Raw genomic sequence first — 15,383 nt, 5'->3', positions numbered from 1 at the left:
GATTGTGGTAATAAATAGCAACCTAATTTTAACTGCGGAAATTTGATTTAAACGCAGTCAAAATGAGCAGCCTGGCATCATAAGGCGCGTCTTCACCCTCACCAGACAGTCATCAGTGAGGGGAAAAATAAAAATACAGGGCCAATATTGTTGCTGATTTTTCTAATCAGCATGTTGGCACAGGGACTCAAGATGAAATTCAAACTAAACAAAGTCGCCCAGGCGACTACTGCTGGCCTGCTCTTCGGCTTAGCCTCTTTCGCTTCACACGCAGAAATCACCCTGATTAAACAAGACCCGCAGCCGAACGATCCCCTGAGCCGCCTGCAATTCCAGGTTGGCGGGAGTATTCGTCCGCAATTCCAGTTCCAGAATGGCGTGAAAAACTACAAAACTAACGGTTTTGATGGCGGTACACGTTTCCGTTTCTCCACTGATTATTATCTGTTTGATGATATCAGCTGGATTAACTACTACGAACTGGGTGTCAATATCCCTGCCCTGACGGGCTGGGACAATCACCACGCAGATGGCGCGCATAACACCAGCCGCCGTATGCTTTATACCGGTCTGAAAAGCAAAACCTACGGCCAGCTGACTTTTGGTCAGCAAAACAGCGTTTACTACGATGTGGTCGGTGCGAAAACCGATATCTGGGATTACGACATGCTCGCCCAGGCGCCGGGTAATGGTGTGAACGGCGACTACGACGGTTCTTATCGTTCCCGTAAGATGCTGAAATACAAGAACACCTTCGGCGACGCCGATGTGTATGCCTCTTACCTGTTCGAAGACAACGAGTTGCTGACCGGCAAAAATGGCCTGCGTTACAAACGTAACGGCGGTGGTTCCGTCGGTGTGGATTACCACATCACCAAAGATCTGACCTGGGGTACGGCGTACAACTACACCGACGCAGAAATGAGAAACCCTGGCGATAACACCTCTAAAGACTACAACCAGAGCATTGTCGGTACCGCACTGAGCTGGAAACCAGGCAACTGGACAGCGTCCTTCGGCGGCGGTTACTACCATGACTTCCTGACCACTGGCGTGAAAACTGAAGACAACTTCTTCGCGGGCGACGCTTACGGTCTGGAATACTTCCTGGGTTATGCTTTCCCAATCAATCAGCTGGCAGTTAAAACCATTCAGCCATACTTCATGGGTGACCGTCTGACCTATGTGACTGGCCGTAATTACCAGCGTATTGATAACGGGCTGGGTGTGTCCTTCCAGCTTGATTACGGCTTCCGTGTTGATTACGAGCACGTGTTCACGTCCTCTACCGATAACCTCGGTGATATGAACCTGATCCGTCTGCGTTACGACTTCTAAGCCTTAACGATTGAACCTTAAGGGCCGGCTTTACGTCTTATTGACGGGCTGGCCCTTTCTTTTTACATCATTTCATCTATCCCGCAGAGGCAAAGCCAGACTAGACTCATAGAGACAGTTGTCGCTATATCCACTTTGTAACCTGCAGGAGAGCTTTGCGATGTCAGCATTATTCCGGTCCGACATAACTGCCATTGGCGACTATCGAGCCGAATTGGGTGAAACTCCCGTCTGGTGCCAGCGCACACAATCTTTGCTTTGGGTCGATATTCTGGCTCAGCGCGTTCTGCGCTACTGGCCCGATACCGGGCAAACTGAAATCCATGAGCTTCCCGCCGTCACCAGCGCCGTGTTGCTGACCGAAAAGAGAAATCAATTTTTGCTGGTTTCCGTCGACGGGATCCACCTCTACGATTACGAGCAAAAATCCCGCCAGAAGCTTTGCGATTATCCCGGTGCCGAAGGCACGCGGCCGAACGAAGCCGCTGTCGCCCCCGACGGTTCGCTGTGGTTCGGTACGCTCGATATTAAGGAAGAGAAGGACAACGGCGAATGGTTCCGCTATGAAGCAGGGGCAGAAAAACCTGAAATGATGCTCGATGGTGTCGGTTGTACCAACACGCTGGTCTGGCATGAAGGTAAAGTCTGGTTCGCGGACAGCAAGAAAAAACGCTTCTTTTCCGCCAACGCCCGCCGGATCAATCCGCTGAAAATATCCTGCTTCTCTTCAGGCGATAAAATCCCGGATGGCTCAGCACTGACACAAAATGGCTGGCTGATCACCGCATGCTGGGGATCGAAATGCCTGCTGCGTCAGCAGATTAATCAGGGTGAATTACTGAAGCTTGATACGCAACCGGTGCCGGTGACACAACCGAGTTGCTGCACGTTTGGTGGTCCGGATATGACTGAGCTGTTTATCACCTCAGCCCGTAAAAACCTCGATGCGCCGCATGCGCTGGAAGGTGCTTTACTGCATGTAGAAACCACCGCGGTGGGTGCGCCACAGAATTTGTTTAAACTCGAAAAGCCTTAATTGCCTTCGGATTTCAGCCATAAAAAAACCGGCCACAGTGAGCCGGTTTTTCATTTTAAGGCCTGATGTCAGTCGATCTGTTTTACATCTACGCGCAGCTCTTTCGGCACTTCGAACACGATATTTTCTTCGCGTCCTTCGATGTTAATCACATCGAGGCCACCAAAGGTTTTCAGCTTGCTGATCACGTCCTGCACCAGAATATCCGGTGCAGATGCGCCTGCCGTTACGCCAATGCTTTTTGCATCTTTCAGCCAGCTTTCCTGAATATCAGCTGCCGAGTCGATGAGATAAGAAGGCACACCGACGCGCTGGGCGAGTTCCGCCAGACGGTTGGAGTTTGATGAGTTTTTCGAGCCAACCACCAGCACAACATCTGCGCCATCCGCCAGCGTACGCACGGCTTCCTGACGGTTAGTGGTGGCGTAACAGATATCATCTTTGCGCGGCCCGACAATGTTCGGGAAACGATCGCGCAACGCATCAATGATCGCTGAAGTATCGTCAACCGATAGCGTGGTTTGCGTCATAAAGCACAGGTTGTTTTCATCTTTCACCTGCAATTTATACACATCCTCCGGCGCTTCAACCAGATACATGCCCCCGTTCGGGTTGCTGTACTGGCCCATCGTGCCTTCCACTTCCGGGTGACCGGCATGACCAATCAAAATGGCTTCGGTGCCTTTACGACTGGCGCGCGCTACTTCCATATGTACTTTGGTTACCAGCGGACAGGTCGCATCAAACAACATCGTCAGGTCACGGGCTTTCGCTTCTGCGCGCACAGCCTGAGAAACACCGTGGGCGGAGAAGATCAGAATTGAGCCATCCGGCACTTCGCTGATTTGCTCAATGAAAACTGCCCCGCGCTGACGCAGGCTGTCGACCACATAGCGGTTGTGAACCACTTCGTGACGCACATAAATAGGCGCGCCGTAAATTTCCAGCGCACGTTCAACGATACTGATTGCGCGGTCAACGCCCGCGCAAAACCCTCTCGGGTTAGCCAGCAATATCTGCATGTTTCCCCTCAAGCTCCGGGTCAATTTCCAGAACTTCAATATCGAAATCGATATGTTGCCCTGCCAGCGGATGGTTGAAATCTACAGTGATGGAATCTTCGGTCACTTCACGGACAACACCCGGCATTTCACTGCCATCGCGGCCACTGAACAACATGATGGTGCCGACATCCGGCACCCCTGTTTCCTGAAAATCACGACGGGAGAAGAACTGAACCAGATCCGGGCTTTTAGTCCCGAATGCCGATTCAGGGGCTAACGTGAATGCACGTTTATCCCCCACGTTCAGCCCTAGCAGCTGATTTTCCAGCGCGTCAGACAAGCTGCTGTCGCCAAGGCGAAACAGCGCAGGTTTCCCATTAGCGCGGGTCGATTCTGCCGTCGAGCCGTCTTCCAGCTTCAACGTAAAATGCACCAGCACGGCGCTGTCGTGTTTCACCTGTTGAGACATAATTCTTATCCTTTGCTCTTCGTGGCTTCATTCGGTTTAGCCAGAAAACCTTCCAGCACCACCATTGCTGCACCGACGCAGATAAAACTGTCGGCCAGATTGAAGGTCGCGAAATGCCAGCTACCGACATAAAAATCGATAAAGTCGACCACGAAACCGTGGTACAGGCGGTCAAACAAGTTACCGAGTGCGCCACCGATAATCATAGCGAAGGCAATGTTATTCAGCTTCTGCTTCGCGCTGCCGCGATACATCAGCACGACCAGTGCCACGACGATAACCAGTGCGATTAACGCGAAGAACCAACGCTGCCAGCCGCCTTTATCTGCCAGGAAACTGAACGCTGCACCATGGTTCTGGGCGTAGAACAGATTTAAATACGGGATCAAAGGCATGGATTCGCCGAGCTGGAAGTTTCCCATAATGAGAAACTTACTGCCCAGATCCACGATAATGACCACGACCGCCAGCCAGAGCCAGCGGAGTCCGGTGGAACAAATCGATTTACTCATTATGCAAACTTACGCTCTTCGCCGTCGCCAGCGATGTTAGTGACACAACGGCCGCAGATATCGCTATGTTCCGCGTTCTGGCCGACGTCAGTAGTGTAATGCCAGCAGCGCGGACATTTGTCGCCTTCCGCTTTCGCCAGACCGATTTTCAGGCCTTTGAGCAATTCACTTGGCACAGCGGCATCGTCTGCTTCAGACAGCGCGGCAACTTTCGCACCTGAAGTCAGCAGCACGAAGCGCAGTTCGTTGCCCAGAGAACGCAGGTCGGCTGCCAGCGCATCATCAGCAAACAGCGTGACCGCCGCTTCCAGAGAACCGCCCAGACGTTTATCAGCACGCGCCTGTTCAATCACTTTATTCACTTCGCCACGGACTTTCAGCAGCTCATCCCAGAACGCATCGTTCATGGATTCGTTGCCCGCGAGACCGAACAAACCGTCATACCATTCTTCGGTAAAGACGAATTTCTCACGGCTGCCCGGCAGCTCAGCCCAGATTTCATCTGCGGTGAACGACATGATTGGCGCCATCCAGCGGACCAGTGCTTCGCTGATATAGTAAAGCGCGGTCTGGCAGCTGCGACGTGCAACGCTGTCGCTTTTCGCGGTGTACTGGCGATCTTTAATGATATCCAGATAGAAGGAACCCATTTCGATCGAGCAGAACTGCATCAGGCGCTGAACCACACCGTGGAAATCATAGGCTTCATACGCGGCAATGATTTCTTCCTGAGCGGCTTTCGCACGGCCAACAGCCCAGCGATCCAGAACAACCATGTCTTCCGGAGCCACGCTGTGCAGCGCAGGATCGAAACCGTTAAGGTTCGCCAGCAGGAAGCGCGCGGTGTTACGGATACGGCGGTAAGAGTCCGCAGCACGTTTGAGGATTTCGTCGGACACAGCGATTTCGCCGGTGTAATCCGTTGATGCCACCCACAGACGCAGGATGTCGCCACCCAGCTTGTTCATCACGTCTTGCGGCGCGATGGTGTTGCCGATGGATTTAGACATTTTGCGGCCCTGACCATCCACGGTGAAACCGTGCGTCAGAACTTGTTTGTAAGGCGCTTTGCCTTTCATGGCAGTCGAAATCATCAGGGAAGACATGAACCAGCCACGATGCTGGTCAGAACCTTCCAGATACAGATCCGGCGAATGACCGTTAAATTCAGGGCGCACATCCACAACGGAAGAATGTGTTGAACCGGAGTCAAACCACACGTCCAGCGTATCAGGCACTTTGACGTAATCGGCAGCGTCGGCACCCAGAATCTCTTCCGGATTCAGATCCCACCATGCCTGAATGCCATCCACTTCAACACGCTTAGCAACTTCTTCCATCAGCTCAAGGCTGCGCGGATGCAGTTGCTCGGTGTCTTTGTGAACGAACAGAGACATCGGCACGCCCCACGTACGCTGACGGGAGATACACCAGTCAGGACGGTTAGCGACCATGTTTTCGATACGCGCCTGACCCCAGTCCGGGATCCACTGCACGCCTTTGATCTCTTCCAGAGACTGCTGACGCAGACCTTTCTGATCCATACTGATGAACCATTGCGGCGTAGCACGGAAGATGATCGGCGTTTTGTGACGCCAGCAGCACGGGTAGCTGTGCGTGATTTTCTCAACGTGCAGCAATGCGCCTTTTTCGCGCAGCAGTTCAACGATCAGGTCGTTGGCTTTAAAGACGAATTTACCGTCCAGCGTCGGGTAAGTGCCTGGCAGGTAGCAGCCGTTCGGCCCTACCGGGTTGGCCACTTCCAGACCGTATTTCTGGCCGATGACAAAGTCATCCGGACCGTGGCCTGGTGCGGTATGCACGGCACCGGTACCGGCATCGAGCGTTACGTGGTCGCCCATGATCGCCGGAACGTCGAAACCAAGGAACGGGTGTTTGAAGCGCAGCAGCTCGAGATCCGCACCTTTACACTCGCCCAGGATGGTCCATTTCGCGATACCGGCACGTTTCATGACGCTTTCAACCAGATCGGTTGCCAGGATCAGGCACTGGCCTTCAACCTGAACCAGCTGATAAGAAAACTCAGGATTCAGTGAAATCGCACGGTTAGCAGGCATGGTCCACGGCGTGGTGGTCCAGATAACCAGCGAGATCGGGCCGTTAAAAGCAGATACGCCAAACTTCGCAGCCACGGCGGCAGCGTCAGTCGCGTTGAACGCCACATCAATTGAAGGAGACGCTTTGTCGTAATACTCAACTTCTGCTTCTGCCAGGGATGAACCGCAATCTGTACACCAGTGAACCGGCTTAGCCCCTTTGTGCAGGTGGCCGTTACCGATGATTTTACCCAGCGCACGAATAATGTTGGCTTCAGTTTTGAAATCCATGGTCAGGTACGGGTGATCCCAGTCGCCCAATACGCCCAGACGGATGAAGTCTTTCTTCTGGCCTTCAACCTGCTCTGCTGCGTATTTACGGCACGCTTCACGGAATTCTGCCGCAGTGACTTTCTCGCCCGGTTTGCCGATCAGCTGCTCGACTTTAAGCTCGATTGGCAGACCATGACAGTCCCAGCCCGGAACATACGGCGCATCAAAGCCCGCCAGTCCTTTGGACTTAACGATCATGTCTTTAAGAATTTTGTTTACTGAGTGACCAATATGAATGCTGCCGTTCGCATACGGAGGGCCGTCATGCAAAATAAAGGTTTTCTTGCCTTTCTTGGCAGCACGAATAATCCCGTACAGATCCTGGTCATACCAATTTTTCAGCATGTCAGGTTCACGCTTGGCCAGATCGCCACGCATCGGGAACCCTGTTTCCGGCAAATTCAGGGTGTTCTTGTAGTCACTCATAGATTCTCGGTTCCGTTTTCGGCTGGATTCCAGGCTTTGTTACACGCCTGTCAGTACATGTTTAGCGCAGTGTCTTTAACCCAAAGAATTCCCGGGCCGTCACTTCATCGTTCGCAATCTGTTGCTTTAAAGCATCAAGCGAGGAGAAACGCTGTTCGTTGCGCAATTTCGCGCGGAGCACCACGTCAATGTGGCGCCCGTATAAATCTAATGTGGTGTCGAGAAGGTGCACTTCCAACTGCTTGCGCACACCACCGACTGTCGGACGTATTCCGATGTTCGCCACGCCCGGCAAAGGTTCAGGCCCGAGGCCTAAGACTTCAACGGCATACACGCCGCGTACCGGTGAAACGACTCGCTTGAGCGGGACGTTGGCGGTCGGGAAACCAATGGTACGTCCCAGCTTATCGCCGTGAACAACACGCCCTGAAATACTGAACGGATGGCCGAGTAAGTTTTCGGCCAGGGCTAAATCGTCATCCCGCAGCGCATTACGGATAGCCGTACTGCTGATGCGGTTCTCCCCTTCACGGAAAGTTTGCGTGCTGATCACTTCAAAGCCGTATTCTTCCCCGGCTTTCTGCAATAGCTCAAAATCTCCCAGACGACTGGCACCAAAACGGAAATCATCCCCGACAGTCAGGAATTTAACGCCCAGCTTTTCGACCAGCAGTTGCGAGATAAAGGCCTGCGCCATGTGGGCAGCGAACCGGGGTTCGAAACGCACACATAAAAGATAATCAACGCCGCACTCTGCCAGATACTTGGCTTTGTCGCGCAAACTGGTCAGTCGTGCAGGTGCTTTATCACCGGCAAACAGCTCCAGAGGCTGTGGCTCAAAAATCATTACCATCACCGGTAACCCCAGACGTTGACCTTCCAGCTTCATCTGTTCAATCAGGGCCTGGTGGCCACGGTGTACACCATCAAAATTGCCAATAGTCAGCACACATCCATGATGACGTGCTCGAATATTGTGTATTCCGCGAATTAGCTCCATAGCTGGCTCAAATCCAATGCTGACTCATAAAGATGGAAATCGGCGGATTATACCTTGTACAGCCTCCAAGGTTAACCAGCGATTAGCAGGATCTCACCATTCTCTCTTGCATACGGCAGATATTGCGGTTCAAATGGCGGCGTGGCGATGAAAATCTTTCGTTGCATACAGGGAATGCGTGACTTTTCGCATAAACAAAGCGTTAATGGCCGTAGTGGGCAGTTTGTACACTCTCCTGTCGATTTTTCTCGCGAAAGACTGTATTCCGATGCCGGAAGCTGTTAAAATCCTGCGCCATCACAACGTAACAAGCGACGATCGAAGTTTACTCTTTAAAACGCCGCTTATTTGCACAAATCCGTTGACAAAAGAAGACCGAAAAGGCATATTCCTCGGCCTTTGAATTGTTCATCAATAGAAAAATATTTGGGAGTTGGCCTTGGCTAATATCAAATCAGCTAAGAAACGCGCCGTACAGTCAGAAAAACGCCGTAAGCACAACGCGAGCCGTCGTTCTATGATGCGTACCTTTATCAAGAAGGTATACGCGGCTATTGCAGCAGGCGACAAAGCTGCTGCACAAAACGCATTTAACGAAATGCAACCAATCGTGGACCGTCAGTCTTGCAAAGGCCTGATCCACAAAAACAAAGCAGCGCGTCATAAGTCAAATCTGACTGCGCAAATCAACGCAATGCAATAATCGCATTACGCTGAAATGCTTGATAAAAAAACCGGCTCACGCCGGTTTTTTTATATCTGAAATTTGAGTCTCAAGCGAGAAGCTACTCAAACAGCGTAGTGAAATCGGTGTGACAAATCCGCTGTACCGAAGGATGCTGGATCATACGCTCCGCAAAAATCACGTAGTACTCCTCCATAATCCCCTCCAGCCGCCCGACCTCTTCAATTTTTTCATCCTGAAATTCTGTCGACGAATAGATAGCCGGTGCGACAAAAATCGCATTATTGTTCATTCCGAAAGCTTTCATCAGCGCCGCATCATCAAACTCACCCAGAATATTGACGTTAAGTCCCTTCGTGTTAAACCAGTTAAGCAGCTTGCGCCCCAACATGGATCGCCGACCGGGGATCAGCAAAGGCCGCTGCTCGAGACAGGCTGGAAAACTCATTTCCGACATCGGCTGGCAGCAAAAGAAGCTGATCGGGCTTTCACCCAGCTTAACGGAGAACAATCCTTCCTGCTGCGTGGAGTCCACGGGGCAATCTGACAAAATCATATCCAGCTTGTGCAGACTCAGCTGCTCAAGCAGCATTTCGTGCGTTGATTCAAAGCAGCGCAGATGAATTTTCGCATTGTCCGGCACGGCCGCTTCCAGCACCCGGCTGACCAGGCGTTTGGATAGCGCATCCGCCACGCCCACATCAAACAGCAGGCTCGATTCTTTGCGGTAATTCACGATATCCAGCATTTCCTGACTAAGCGTGAACATTTTGTCCGCATAGCGATATACCAGTTGCCCCAGCTCAGAAGGTACCAGACCGCGCCCCTGACGTTTGAACAACTTGCCATCCAGTCTTTCTTCCAGTGATTTTATCTGGCCGGTGATGGTCTGCGGCGTCAGATACAGCGCCTCTGCGGCTCCCACGACAGAACCTGATTTACACACGTGCCAGAAATAATACAAATGGTTGTAGTTAATATGAGGCATGGTTTCATCCTTTCTGAAGTATGAAGTCAGCATCATGCTGCGCGGTTTCCCGCACAGCACAGAGTTTAATGATGCGTTTTTTTCGGCAAAGCGCGGCTCAGCATCAGGAAACCTATAACTGCTGAAGCCACTGATCCCATCAGAATGCCCATTTTTGCGTAAGTCAGCAGCGCCGGATCAAGTGAAGCAAATGCCAGTGAGCCGATAAAAATGGACATGGTGAAGCCAATTCCGCACAGCACTGACACCGCTGCAATCTGGCTAAACGTAATGCCGGATGGCAGACGGGTGATGCCCAGTTTCAGAGCCAGACCGCCGAAAAGAATGATGCCTAACGGTTTACCCAGCAACAGCCCCGCCATGATACCCATCGGCAACATTGAAAACGCACCGGCAGCCGTCACGCCATGCAACGAGATACCGGCATTGGCGAAAGCAAAAACAGGCAGAATAAACCAGGCAACGTAAGGATGAATTCCATGCTCCAGGCGGCGCGCCGGTGAGGTTTTATTCTCTTTGGTTCTGAGCGGGATAAGGAATCCGAGGATCACACCCGCCAGCGTCGCGTGAATACCTGATTTTAGTACGCACACCCAGAACACGGCGCCAATGAGCAGATACGGCGTTAGCTTGGTGATACCACGCCAGTTCAGCCAGGCCAGAACCGCGATACACGCCGCAGATAACCCAAGCGCAATCATTGAGACATCATGGCTGTAGAACAACGCAATGATAACGATCGCACCCAAATCATCGATAATGGCCAGTGCCAGCAGGAACACTTTCAGGCCAGTTGGCACGCGGGACCCCAGCAGTGCCATCACACCCAGCGCAAAGGCAATGTCCGTTGCTGCCGGAATAGCCCACCCCTGACGAGCAATGTCGTCACCACCGTTAAACAGTAAGTAGATCAGAGCCGGAACGATCATGCCACCCAGTGCGGCAATCGCCGGGAACAGAGCCTGTTCGCGATTTGCCAGCGCGCCTTCACACAGTTCACGCTTCACCTCCAGGCCAATCATCAGGAAAAATACTGCCATCAGCCCGTCGTTAATCCATAGCAAAAGCGGTTTGTCGATCAGCAATTCAGAAAAACGCAGCGTAACCGGAATATCCAGAAACGCCTGATACGCCCCCTGCAATGGGGTATTCGCCATAATAAGCGCCACGATAGCGGCAAGGATCAGTACGATGCCGCCTGCTGCCTCTAAGCGTAAAAACTGACGAATGATATTCGACATTCTGACTCTCCTGTAAAAAAGGCGTGGCGATAAAAGGATTGCCACAATGGAATGCGCGAATTGTACGCACTGAATCACTTCGTAAAAAGTCGATTATTTCTGGAGTATAGCTCGGTTTTTACGAACGGTGTGGCTTTCCATTTTCTTTATAAAACCCATAAAAAAATCCCCGGAGCGTGAACGCTGCCGGGGATTTCATCTGGCTTTCAGCCGCTGAAGTCAGCGAGAGATTAGCGGGTCAGATCATCAAAGAACTTTTTCACGCCATCCAGGAAGCTTTTAGAACGCGGGCTGTTTTTTTCACCAGATACGCCACCAAAGCTTTCTTCCAGATCACGCAGCAATTGCTTCTGCTTCTCGCTCAGGCTGACCGGCGTTTCAACGACCACGCGGCACATCAGGTCGCCCTGAGCACCACCACGGACAGATTTCACACCGCGTCCGCGCATACGGAACATTTTGCCCGTTTGCGTTTCGGCAGGGATTTTCAGACTCACGCGGCCATCCAGCGTTGGCACTTCAATTTCGCCACCCAGTGCAGCCATGGCAAAGTTGATTGGCACTTCGCAGTACAGGTTATTGCCTTCACGCTCAAAGATTTTGTGCGCTTTAACCTGAACCTGAACGTACAGATCGCCTGACGGAGCACCGTGCTCGCCCGCTTCGCCTTCACCTTCCAGACGAATACGGTCGCCGGTATCGACCCCCGCAGGAATTTTCACTGACAGAGTTTTAGAACGTTCTACGCGGCCATGACCGTGACATTTGTTGCACGGATCTTTAATCACTTTACCGCGGCCCTGACAGGTCGGACACGCCTGCTGGACTGTGAAGAAGCCTTGACGCATCTGAACCTGGCCAGCACCATGACAGGTCGGACAGGTGGCCGGAGAGCTGCCCGCTTTCGCGCCGCTGCCGTGGCAGACGTCACATTCATCCAGTGTCGGGATGCGGATTTCTTTGGTGACACCACGAACGGCCTCTTCCAGAGTCAGATCCATGTTGTAACGCAGATCAGAACCCCGGCTGGCACGCTGACGGCGACCGCCGCCAAAGATGTCGCCAAAGACGTCACCAAAGATGTCGCTGAAATCTGCACCGCCGCCGCCGTAACCGCCGCCACCGCCCATGCCACCTTGTTCAAAGGCTGCATGACCGTACTGGTCGTAGGCTGCACGTTTTTGCGCATCGGTCAGGATTTCATAAGCTTCTTTAATTTCTTTAAACTTACTTTCAGACTCTTTATCGCCCTGATTGCGGTCAGGGTGATGTTTCATTGCCAGGCGCTTATAAGCCTTTTTGATTTCACGCTCATCCGCTGTTTTGGATACGCCTAAAATCTCGTAATAATCTTGCTTCGCCATGCTTTAACCTACCCTCAACATGCGTGCACGGGCGTAGAGTTTCCTCGACGCCCGTGCTGGTTATCAGTAAAACTTCTTACTGTGCCCGCTTAAGGGCGATTATTTTTTGTCTTTAACTTCTTCGAATTCAGCGTCAACAACGTCGTCATCTTTCTGCGCGCTGTTATCGCCGCCTTCAGCCTGGCCTTGCTGCTGAGCCATTTCCATCAGTTTGCCGGAAACCTGTACCAGCGCCTGGATTTTCGCTTCGATATCAGCCTTGTCTTCACCTTTAGCCGAAACTTCCAGTGCTTTCAGGGCTTCTTCTACTGCGGTTTTGTCTTCAGCTGGCAGTTTATCGCCGGCGTCTTCCAGTTGCTTACGGGTACCGTGGATCAGGTGATCCGCCTGGTTGCGGGTCTGAACCAGTTCTTCAAACTTACGGTCAGATTCAGCATTGGCTTCAGCATCGTTGACCATTTTCTGGATTTCTTCTTCGCTCAGACCAGAAGATGCCTTAATGGTGATCTTCTGCTCACGGTTGGTAATCTTGTCTTTCGCAGACACATGCAGAATACCATCGGCGTCAAGGTCGAAGGTCACTTCGATCTGTGCCTGACCGCGAGGCGCTGCCTGAATACCATCCAGGTTGAATTGACCCAGAGATTTGTTATCACTTGCACGCTTACGTTCACCCTGCAACACATGGATGGTTACTGCAGACTGGTTGTCTTCCGCAGTAGAGAACACCTGGCTGTGTTTAGTCGGGATGGTGGTGTTTTTAGTGATCAGCGGAGTCATCACGCTGCCCATGGTTTCGATACCCAGAGACAACGGAGTCACGTCCAGCAGCAGAACGTCTTTCACGTCACCTGCCAACACACCGCCCTGAACTGCTGCACCGATTGCCACAGCTTCGTCCGGGTTCACGTCTTTACGTGGTTCTTTACCAAAGAATTCAGCAACTTTCTTCTGAACCATTGGCATACGGGTCTGACCACCCACCAGGATAACGTCCTGAATGTCAGAAACTGACAGACCTGCGTCTTTCAGAGCCACTTTCAGTGGTTCGATAGAACGGTTAACCAGGTCTTCTACCAAAGATTCCAGTTTTGCACGGGTCACTTTGATGTTCATGTGTTTTGGACCTGACGCATCAGCAGTGATGTACGGCAGGTTCACGTCAGTTTGCTGAGCTGAAGACAGTTCGATCTTCGCTTTTTCAGCAGCTTCTTTCAGACGTTGCATCGCCAGTGGATCGTTACGCAGATCCATGCCTTGCTCTTTCTTAAATTCTTCAACGAGGTAGTTGATCATGCGGCTGTCGAAGTCTTCACCACCGAGGTGAGTATCACCGTTGGTTGCCAGAACTTCGAAAGTTTTTTCGCCGTCAACTTCGTCGATTTCGATAATAGAGATATCGAAAGTACCACCACCGAGGTCGTATACCGCGATAGTGCGGTTACCGATTTCACGATCCAGGCCATAAGCCAGTGCCGCTGCGGTTGGTTCGTTGATGATACGTTTAACTTCCAGACCTGCGATACGGCCGGCGTCTTTAGTTGCCTGACGCTGAGCATCGTTGAAGTAAGCAGGTACGGTGATAACCGCTTCAGTCACTGGCTCGCCCAGGTAATCTTCAGCAGTTTTCTTCATTTTCTTCAACACTTCGGCAGAGATCTGCGGAGGTGCAATTTTCTGACCTTTAACGTCGATCCAGGCGTCGCCATTGTCAGCGCCTACGATCTGGTAAGGCATAATGCCTTTGTCGCGTTGAACTTCTTCGTCCTGGAAGCGACGGCCAATCAGGCGCTTGATCGCAAACAAGGTGTTCTGCGGGTTTGTCACAGCCTGACGTTTAGCCGGAGAACCTACCAGAGTCTCGCCATCTGCCGCATAAGCGATGATGGAAGGAGTGGTGCGGTCGCCTTCAGCATTCTCCAGTACACGAGCAGTCGTGCCATCCATGATAGCTACACAAGAGTTGGTGGTGCCCAGGTCGATCCCAATAATTTTACCCATCTAAAACGTCTCCACTTAAATTCATATTCGTTCAGGTTGCTACTGTATATGTGGCCGATCTTTACGATTTCAACAGCCCCATTTAACGGATTTCCCGACGGTAACAACTGCGGTTGGGAATAAGATGGGGCCATGCTGCTCAGCATCAAGGGGCAAAGTGAAAAAAAATCTTCAATTGCTGTTACGCCAGATCAATGTTTGCTGACGCAACCCTCCTTATGATGCCGCGCGCTTCCAAAGATATGTGGCTTTTTTACCCATTTCCAAGCGTTCTTCCCCCGATTATCAATTAATAATAATTCCGATACAGAGGATCTATGCACAGTAAACCCTTAGCAAATCCAGGCCCGCTCGGGCTGATGGGATTTGGTATGACCACTATCTTATTGAATTTACACAATGCAGGCTTTTTCCCGCTCACCGCAGTGATTGTGAGCATGGGCATTTTTTATGGCGGGCTGATTCAGATCCTCGCCGGGATGATGGAATTTAAAAAAGGGAACACGTTCGGCACAACCGCGTTCACTTCTTATGGCGCATTTTGGCTGAGCCTGGTTGGCATCCTGATGCTGCCACGTATGGGCCTGGCCGACGCCAGCAGCGAAAGTTTCCTGGGCGCATATCTCGGTGTGTGGGGTATTTTCACTTTATTCATGTTCTTTGGCACCCTGAAAGGGAACCGTGGCATTCAGGTTGTTTTCGGCAGCCTGACAATTTTGTTCGCCCTGCTGTGCTACGGAAATATGACCGGCAACACCGCTGTTCTGCATTTTGCGGGCTTTGAAGGTATCTTCTGCGGTGCCAGCGCGATTTATCTGGCGATGGCTGAAGTATTGAATGAACAGTATGGCCGTACGGTTCTGCCTGTCGGCGAGCCGAAAAAACAGGCTGCGCACGTTGATGCTGTCGTTGCATAACAGTCATGCCTG

General features: G+C 51.7%; 13 protein-coding genes. 4 read left to right on the top strand and 9 right to left on the bottom strand.

Annotated features, from left to right (window positions below; translation table 11 throughout):
- Positions 1-192 precede the first annotated feature (192 nt).
- Complete coding sequence (locus EC840_RS19400) at positions 193-1,338, top strand: autotransporter domain-containing protein (RefSeq protein WP_120161952.1); 1,146 nt, start codon at positions 193-195, stop codon at positions 1,336-1,338.
- Between the two features lie 160 nt (positions 1,339-1,498).
- Positions 1,499-2,374, top strand: coding sequence for an SMP-30/gluconolactonase/LRE family protein (locus tag EC840_RS19395; protein WP_129639698.1), 876 nt, complete (start codon positions 1,499-1,501; stop codon positions 2,372-2,374).
- Between the two features lie 68 nt (positions 2,375-2,442).
- Here the strand turns inward: EC840_RS19395 and ispH are convergent, their stop codons facing one another.
- The 5 genes from ispH to ribF all read right to left on the bottom strand — a co-directional run bounded on the left by ispH (position 2,443) and on the right by ribF (position 8,175).
- The gene (gene ispH, locus EC840_RS19390) at positions 2,443-3,396 is read right to left on the bottom strand and encodes a 4-hydroxy-3-methylbut-2-enyl diphosphate reductase (protein ID WP_112286993.1); all 954 of its coding nucleotides are present in this window, start codon (positions 3,394-3,396) and stop codon (positions 2,443-2,445) included.
- Positions 3,377-3,847, bottom strand: coding sequence for an FKBP-type peptidyl-prolyl cis-trans isomerase (gene fkpB / locus EC840_RS19385; RefSeq protein ID WP_112286994.1), 471 nt, complete (start codon positions 3,845-3,847; stop codon positions 3,377-3,379). The genes ispH and fkpB overlap by 20 nt, the downstream gene beginning before the upstream one ends.
- 5 nt (positions 3,848-3,852) lie before the next feature.
- Entirely contained in the window at positions 3,853-4,359 is a 507-nt protein-coding gene (gene lspA / locus EC840_RS19380; protein WP_112286995.1) for a signal peptidase II, read from the bottom strand.
- On the bottom strand, positions 4,359-7,175 hold the full coding sequence (ileS, locus tag EC840_RS19375; RefSeq protein ID WP_129639697.1) for an isoleucine--tRNA ligase: 2,817 nt from the start codon (positions 7,173-7,175) through the stop codon (positions 4,359-4,361). The genes lspA and ileS overlap by 1 nt, the downstream gene beginning before the upstream one ends.
- Before the next feature lie 61 nt (positions 7,176-7,236).
- Positions 7,237-8,175 (bottom strand): bifunctional riboflavin kinase/FAD synthetase, encoded by a 939-nt coding sequence (gene ribF / locus EC840_RS19370; protein ID WP_132966650.1) that lies wholly within the window; start codon positions 8,173-8,175, stop codon positions 7,237-7,239.
- A gap of 439 nt (positions 8,176-8,614) precedes the next feature.
- Here ribF and rpsT point away from each other — a divergent pair, with 439 nt between their 5' ends.
- Positions 8,615-8,878: a 30S ribosomal protein S20 gene (gene rpsT / locus EC840_RS19360; protein ID WP_013577064.1), complete on the top strand. Its 264-nt coding sequence runs from the start codon at positions 8,615-8,617 to the stop codon at positions 8,876-8,878.
- Positions 8,879-8,960: 82 nt separating this feature from the next.
- On the opposite strand, the gene nhaR is transcribed toward rpsT, so the two are convergent.
- The 4 genes from nhaR to dnaK form a co-directional block, all read right to left on the bottom strand.
- Complete coding sequence (gene nhaR, locus EC840_RS19355) at positions 8,961-9,848, bottom strand: transcriptional activator NhaR (protein WP_129639696.1); 888 nt, start codon at positions 9,846-9,848, stop codon at positions 8,961-8,963.
- Positions 9,849-9,913: 65 nt separating this feature from the next.
- Entirely contained in the window at positions 9,914-11,089 is a 1,176-nt protein-coding gene (nhaA, locus tag EC840_RS19350; RefSeq protein WP_132966648.1) for a Na+/H+ antiporter NhaA, read from the bottom strand.
- A gap of 230 nt (positions 11,090-11,319) precedes the next feature.
- Complete coding sequence (gene dnaJ, locus EC840_RS19345) at positions 11,320-12,453, bottom strand: molecular chaperone DnaJ (RefSeq protein WP_112287000.1); 1,134 nt, start codon at positions 12,451-12,453, stop codon at positions 11,320-11,322.
- A 99-nt stretch (positions 12,454-12,552) separates the two neighbouring features.
- Complete coding sequence (gene dnaK / locus EC840_RS19340) at positions 12,553-14,454, bottom strand: molecular chaperone DnaK (RefSeq protein ID WP_112287001.1); 1,902 nt, start codon at positions 14,452-14,454, stop codon at positions 12,553-12,555.
- A 317-nt stretch (positions 14,455-14,771) separates the two neighbouring features.
- Here dnaK and satP point away from each other — a divergent pair, with 317 nt between their 5' ends.
- On the top strand, positions 14,772-15,371 hold the full coding sequence (gene satP / locus EC840_RS19335) for an acetate uptake transporter (RefSeq protein WP_129639694.1): 600 nt from the start codon (positions 14,772-14,774) through the stop codon (positions 15,369-15,371).
- Positions 15,372-15,383 lie beyond the last annotated feature (12 nt).

The sequence above is a fragment of the Rahnella sp. JUb53 genome, from assembly GCF_004346065.1.
Lineage (GTDB): Bacteria > Pseudomonadota > Gammaproteobacteria > Enterobacterales > Enterobacteriaceae > Rahnella > Rahnella variigena.
This window is presented reverse-complemented; position numbering and strand designations above follow the sequence as displayed.

What these genes read in the sequence shown, in the direction of transcription:
- EC840_RS19400 (WP_120161952.1), top strand. Translation starts at nt 193, where the DNA reads ATGAAATTCAAACTAAACAAAGTCGCCCAGGCGACTACTGCTGGCCTG.
- EC840_RS19395 (WP_129639698.1), top strand. Translation starts at nt 1,499, where the DNA reads ATGTCAGCATTATTCCGGTCCGACATAACTGCCATTGGCGACTATCGA.
- ispH (WP_112286993.1), bottom strand. Translation starts at nt 3,396, where the DNA reads ATGCAGATATTGCTGGCTAACCCGAGAGGGTTTTGCGCGGGCGTTGAC.
- fkpB (WP_112286994.1), bottom strand. Translation starts at nt 3,847, where the DNA reads ATGTCTCAACAGGTGAAACACGACAGCGCCGTGCTGGTGCATTTTACG.
- lspA (WP_112286995.1), bottom strand. Translation starts at nt 4,359, where the DNA reads ATGAGTAAATCGATTTGTTCCACCGGACTCCGCTGGCTCTGGCTGGCG.
- ileS (WP_129639697.1), bottom strand. Translation starts at nt 7,175, where the DNA reads ATGAGTGACTACAAGAACACCCTGAATTTGCCGGAAACAGGGTTCCCG.
- ribF (WP_132966650.1), bottom strand. Translation starts at nt 8,175, where the DNA reads ATGGAGCTAATTCGCGGAATACACAATATTCGAGCACGTCATCATGGA.
- nhaR (WP_129639696.1), bottom strand. Translation starts at nt 9,848, where the DNA reads ATGCCTCATATTAACTACAACCATTTGTATTATTTCTGGCACGTGTGT.
- nhaA (WP_132966648.1), bottom strand. Translation starts at nt 11,089, where the DNA reads ATGTCGAATATCATTCGTCAGTTTTTACGCTTAGAGGCAGCAGGCGGC.
- dnaJ (WP_112287000.1), bottom strand. Translation starts at nt 12,453, where the DNA reads ATGGCGAAGCAAGATTATTACGAGATTTTAGGCGTATCCAAAACAGCG.
- dnaK (WP_112287001.1), bottom strand. Translation starts at nt 14,454, where the DNA reads ATGGGTAAAATTATTGGGATCGACCTGGGCACCACCAACTCTTGTGTA.
- satP (WP_129639694.1), top strand. Translation starts at nt 14,772, where the DNA reads ATGCACAGTAAACCCTTAGCAAATCCAGGCCCGCTCGGGCTGATGGGA.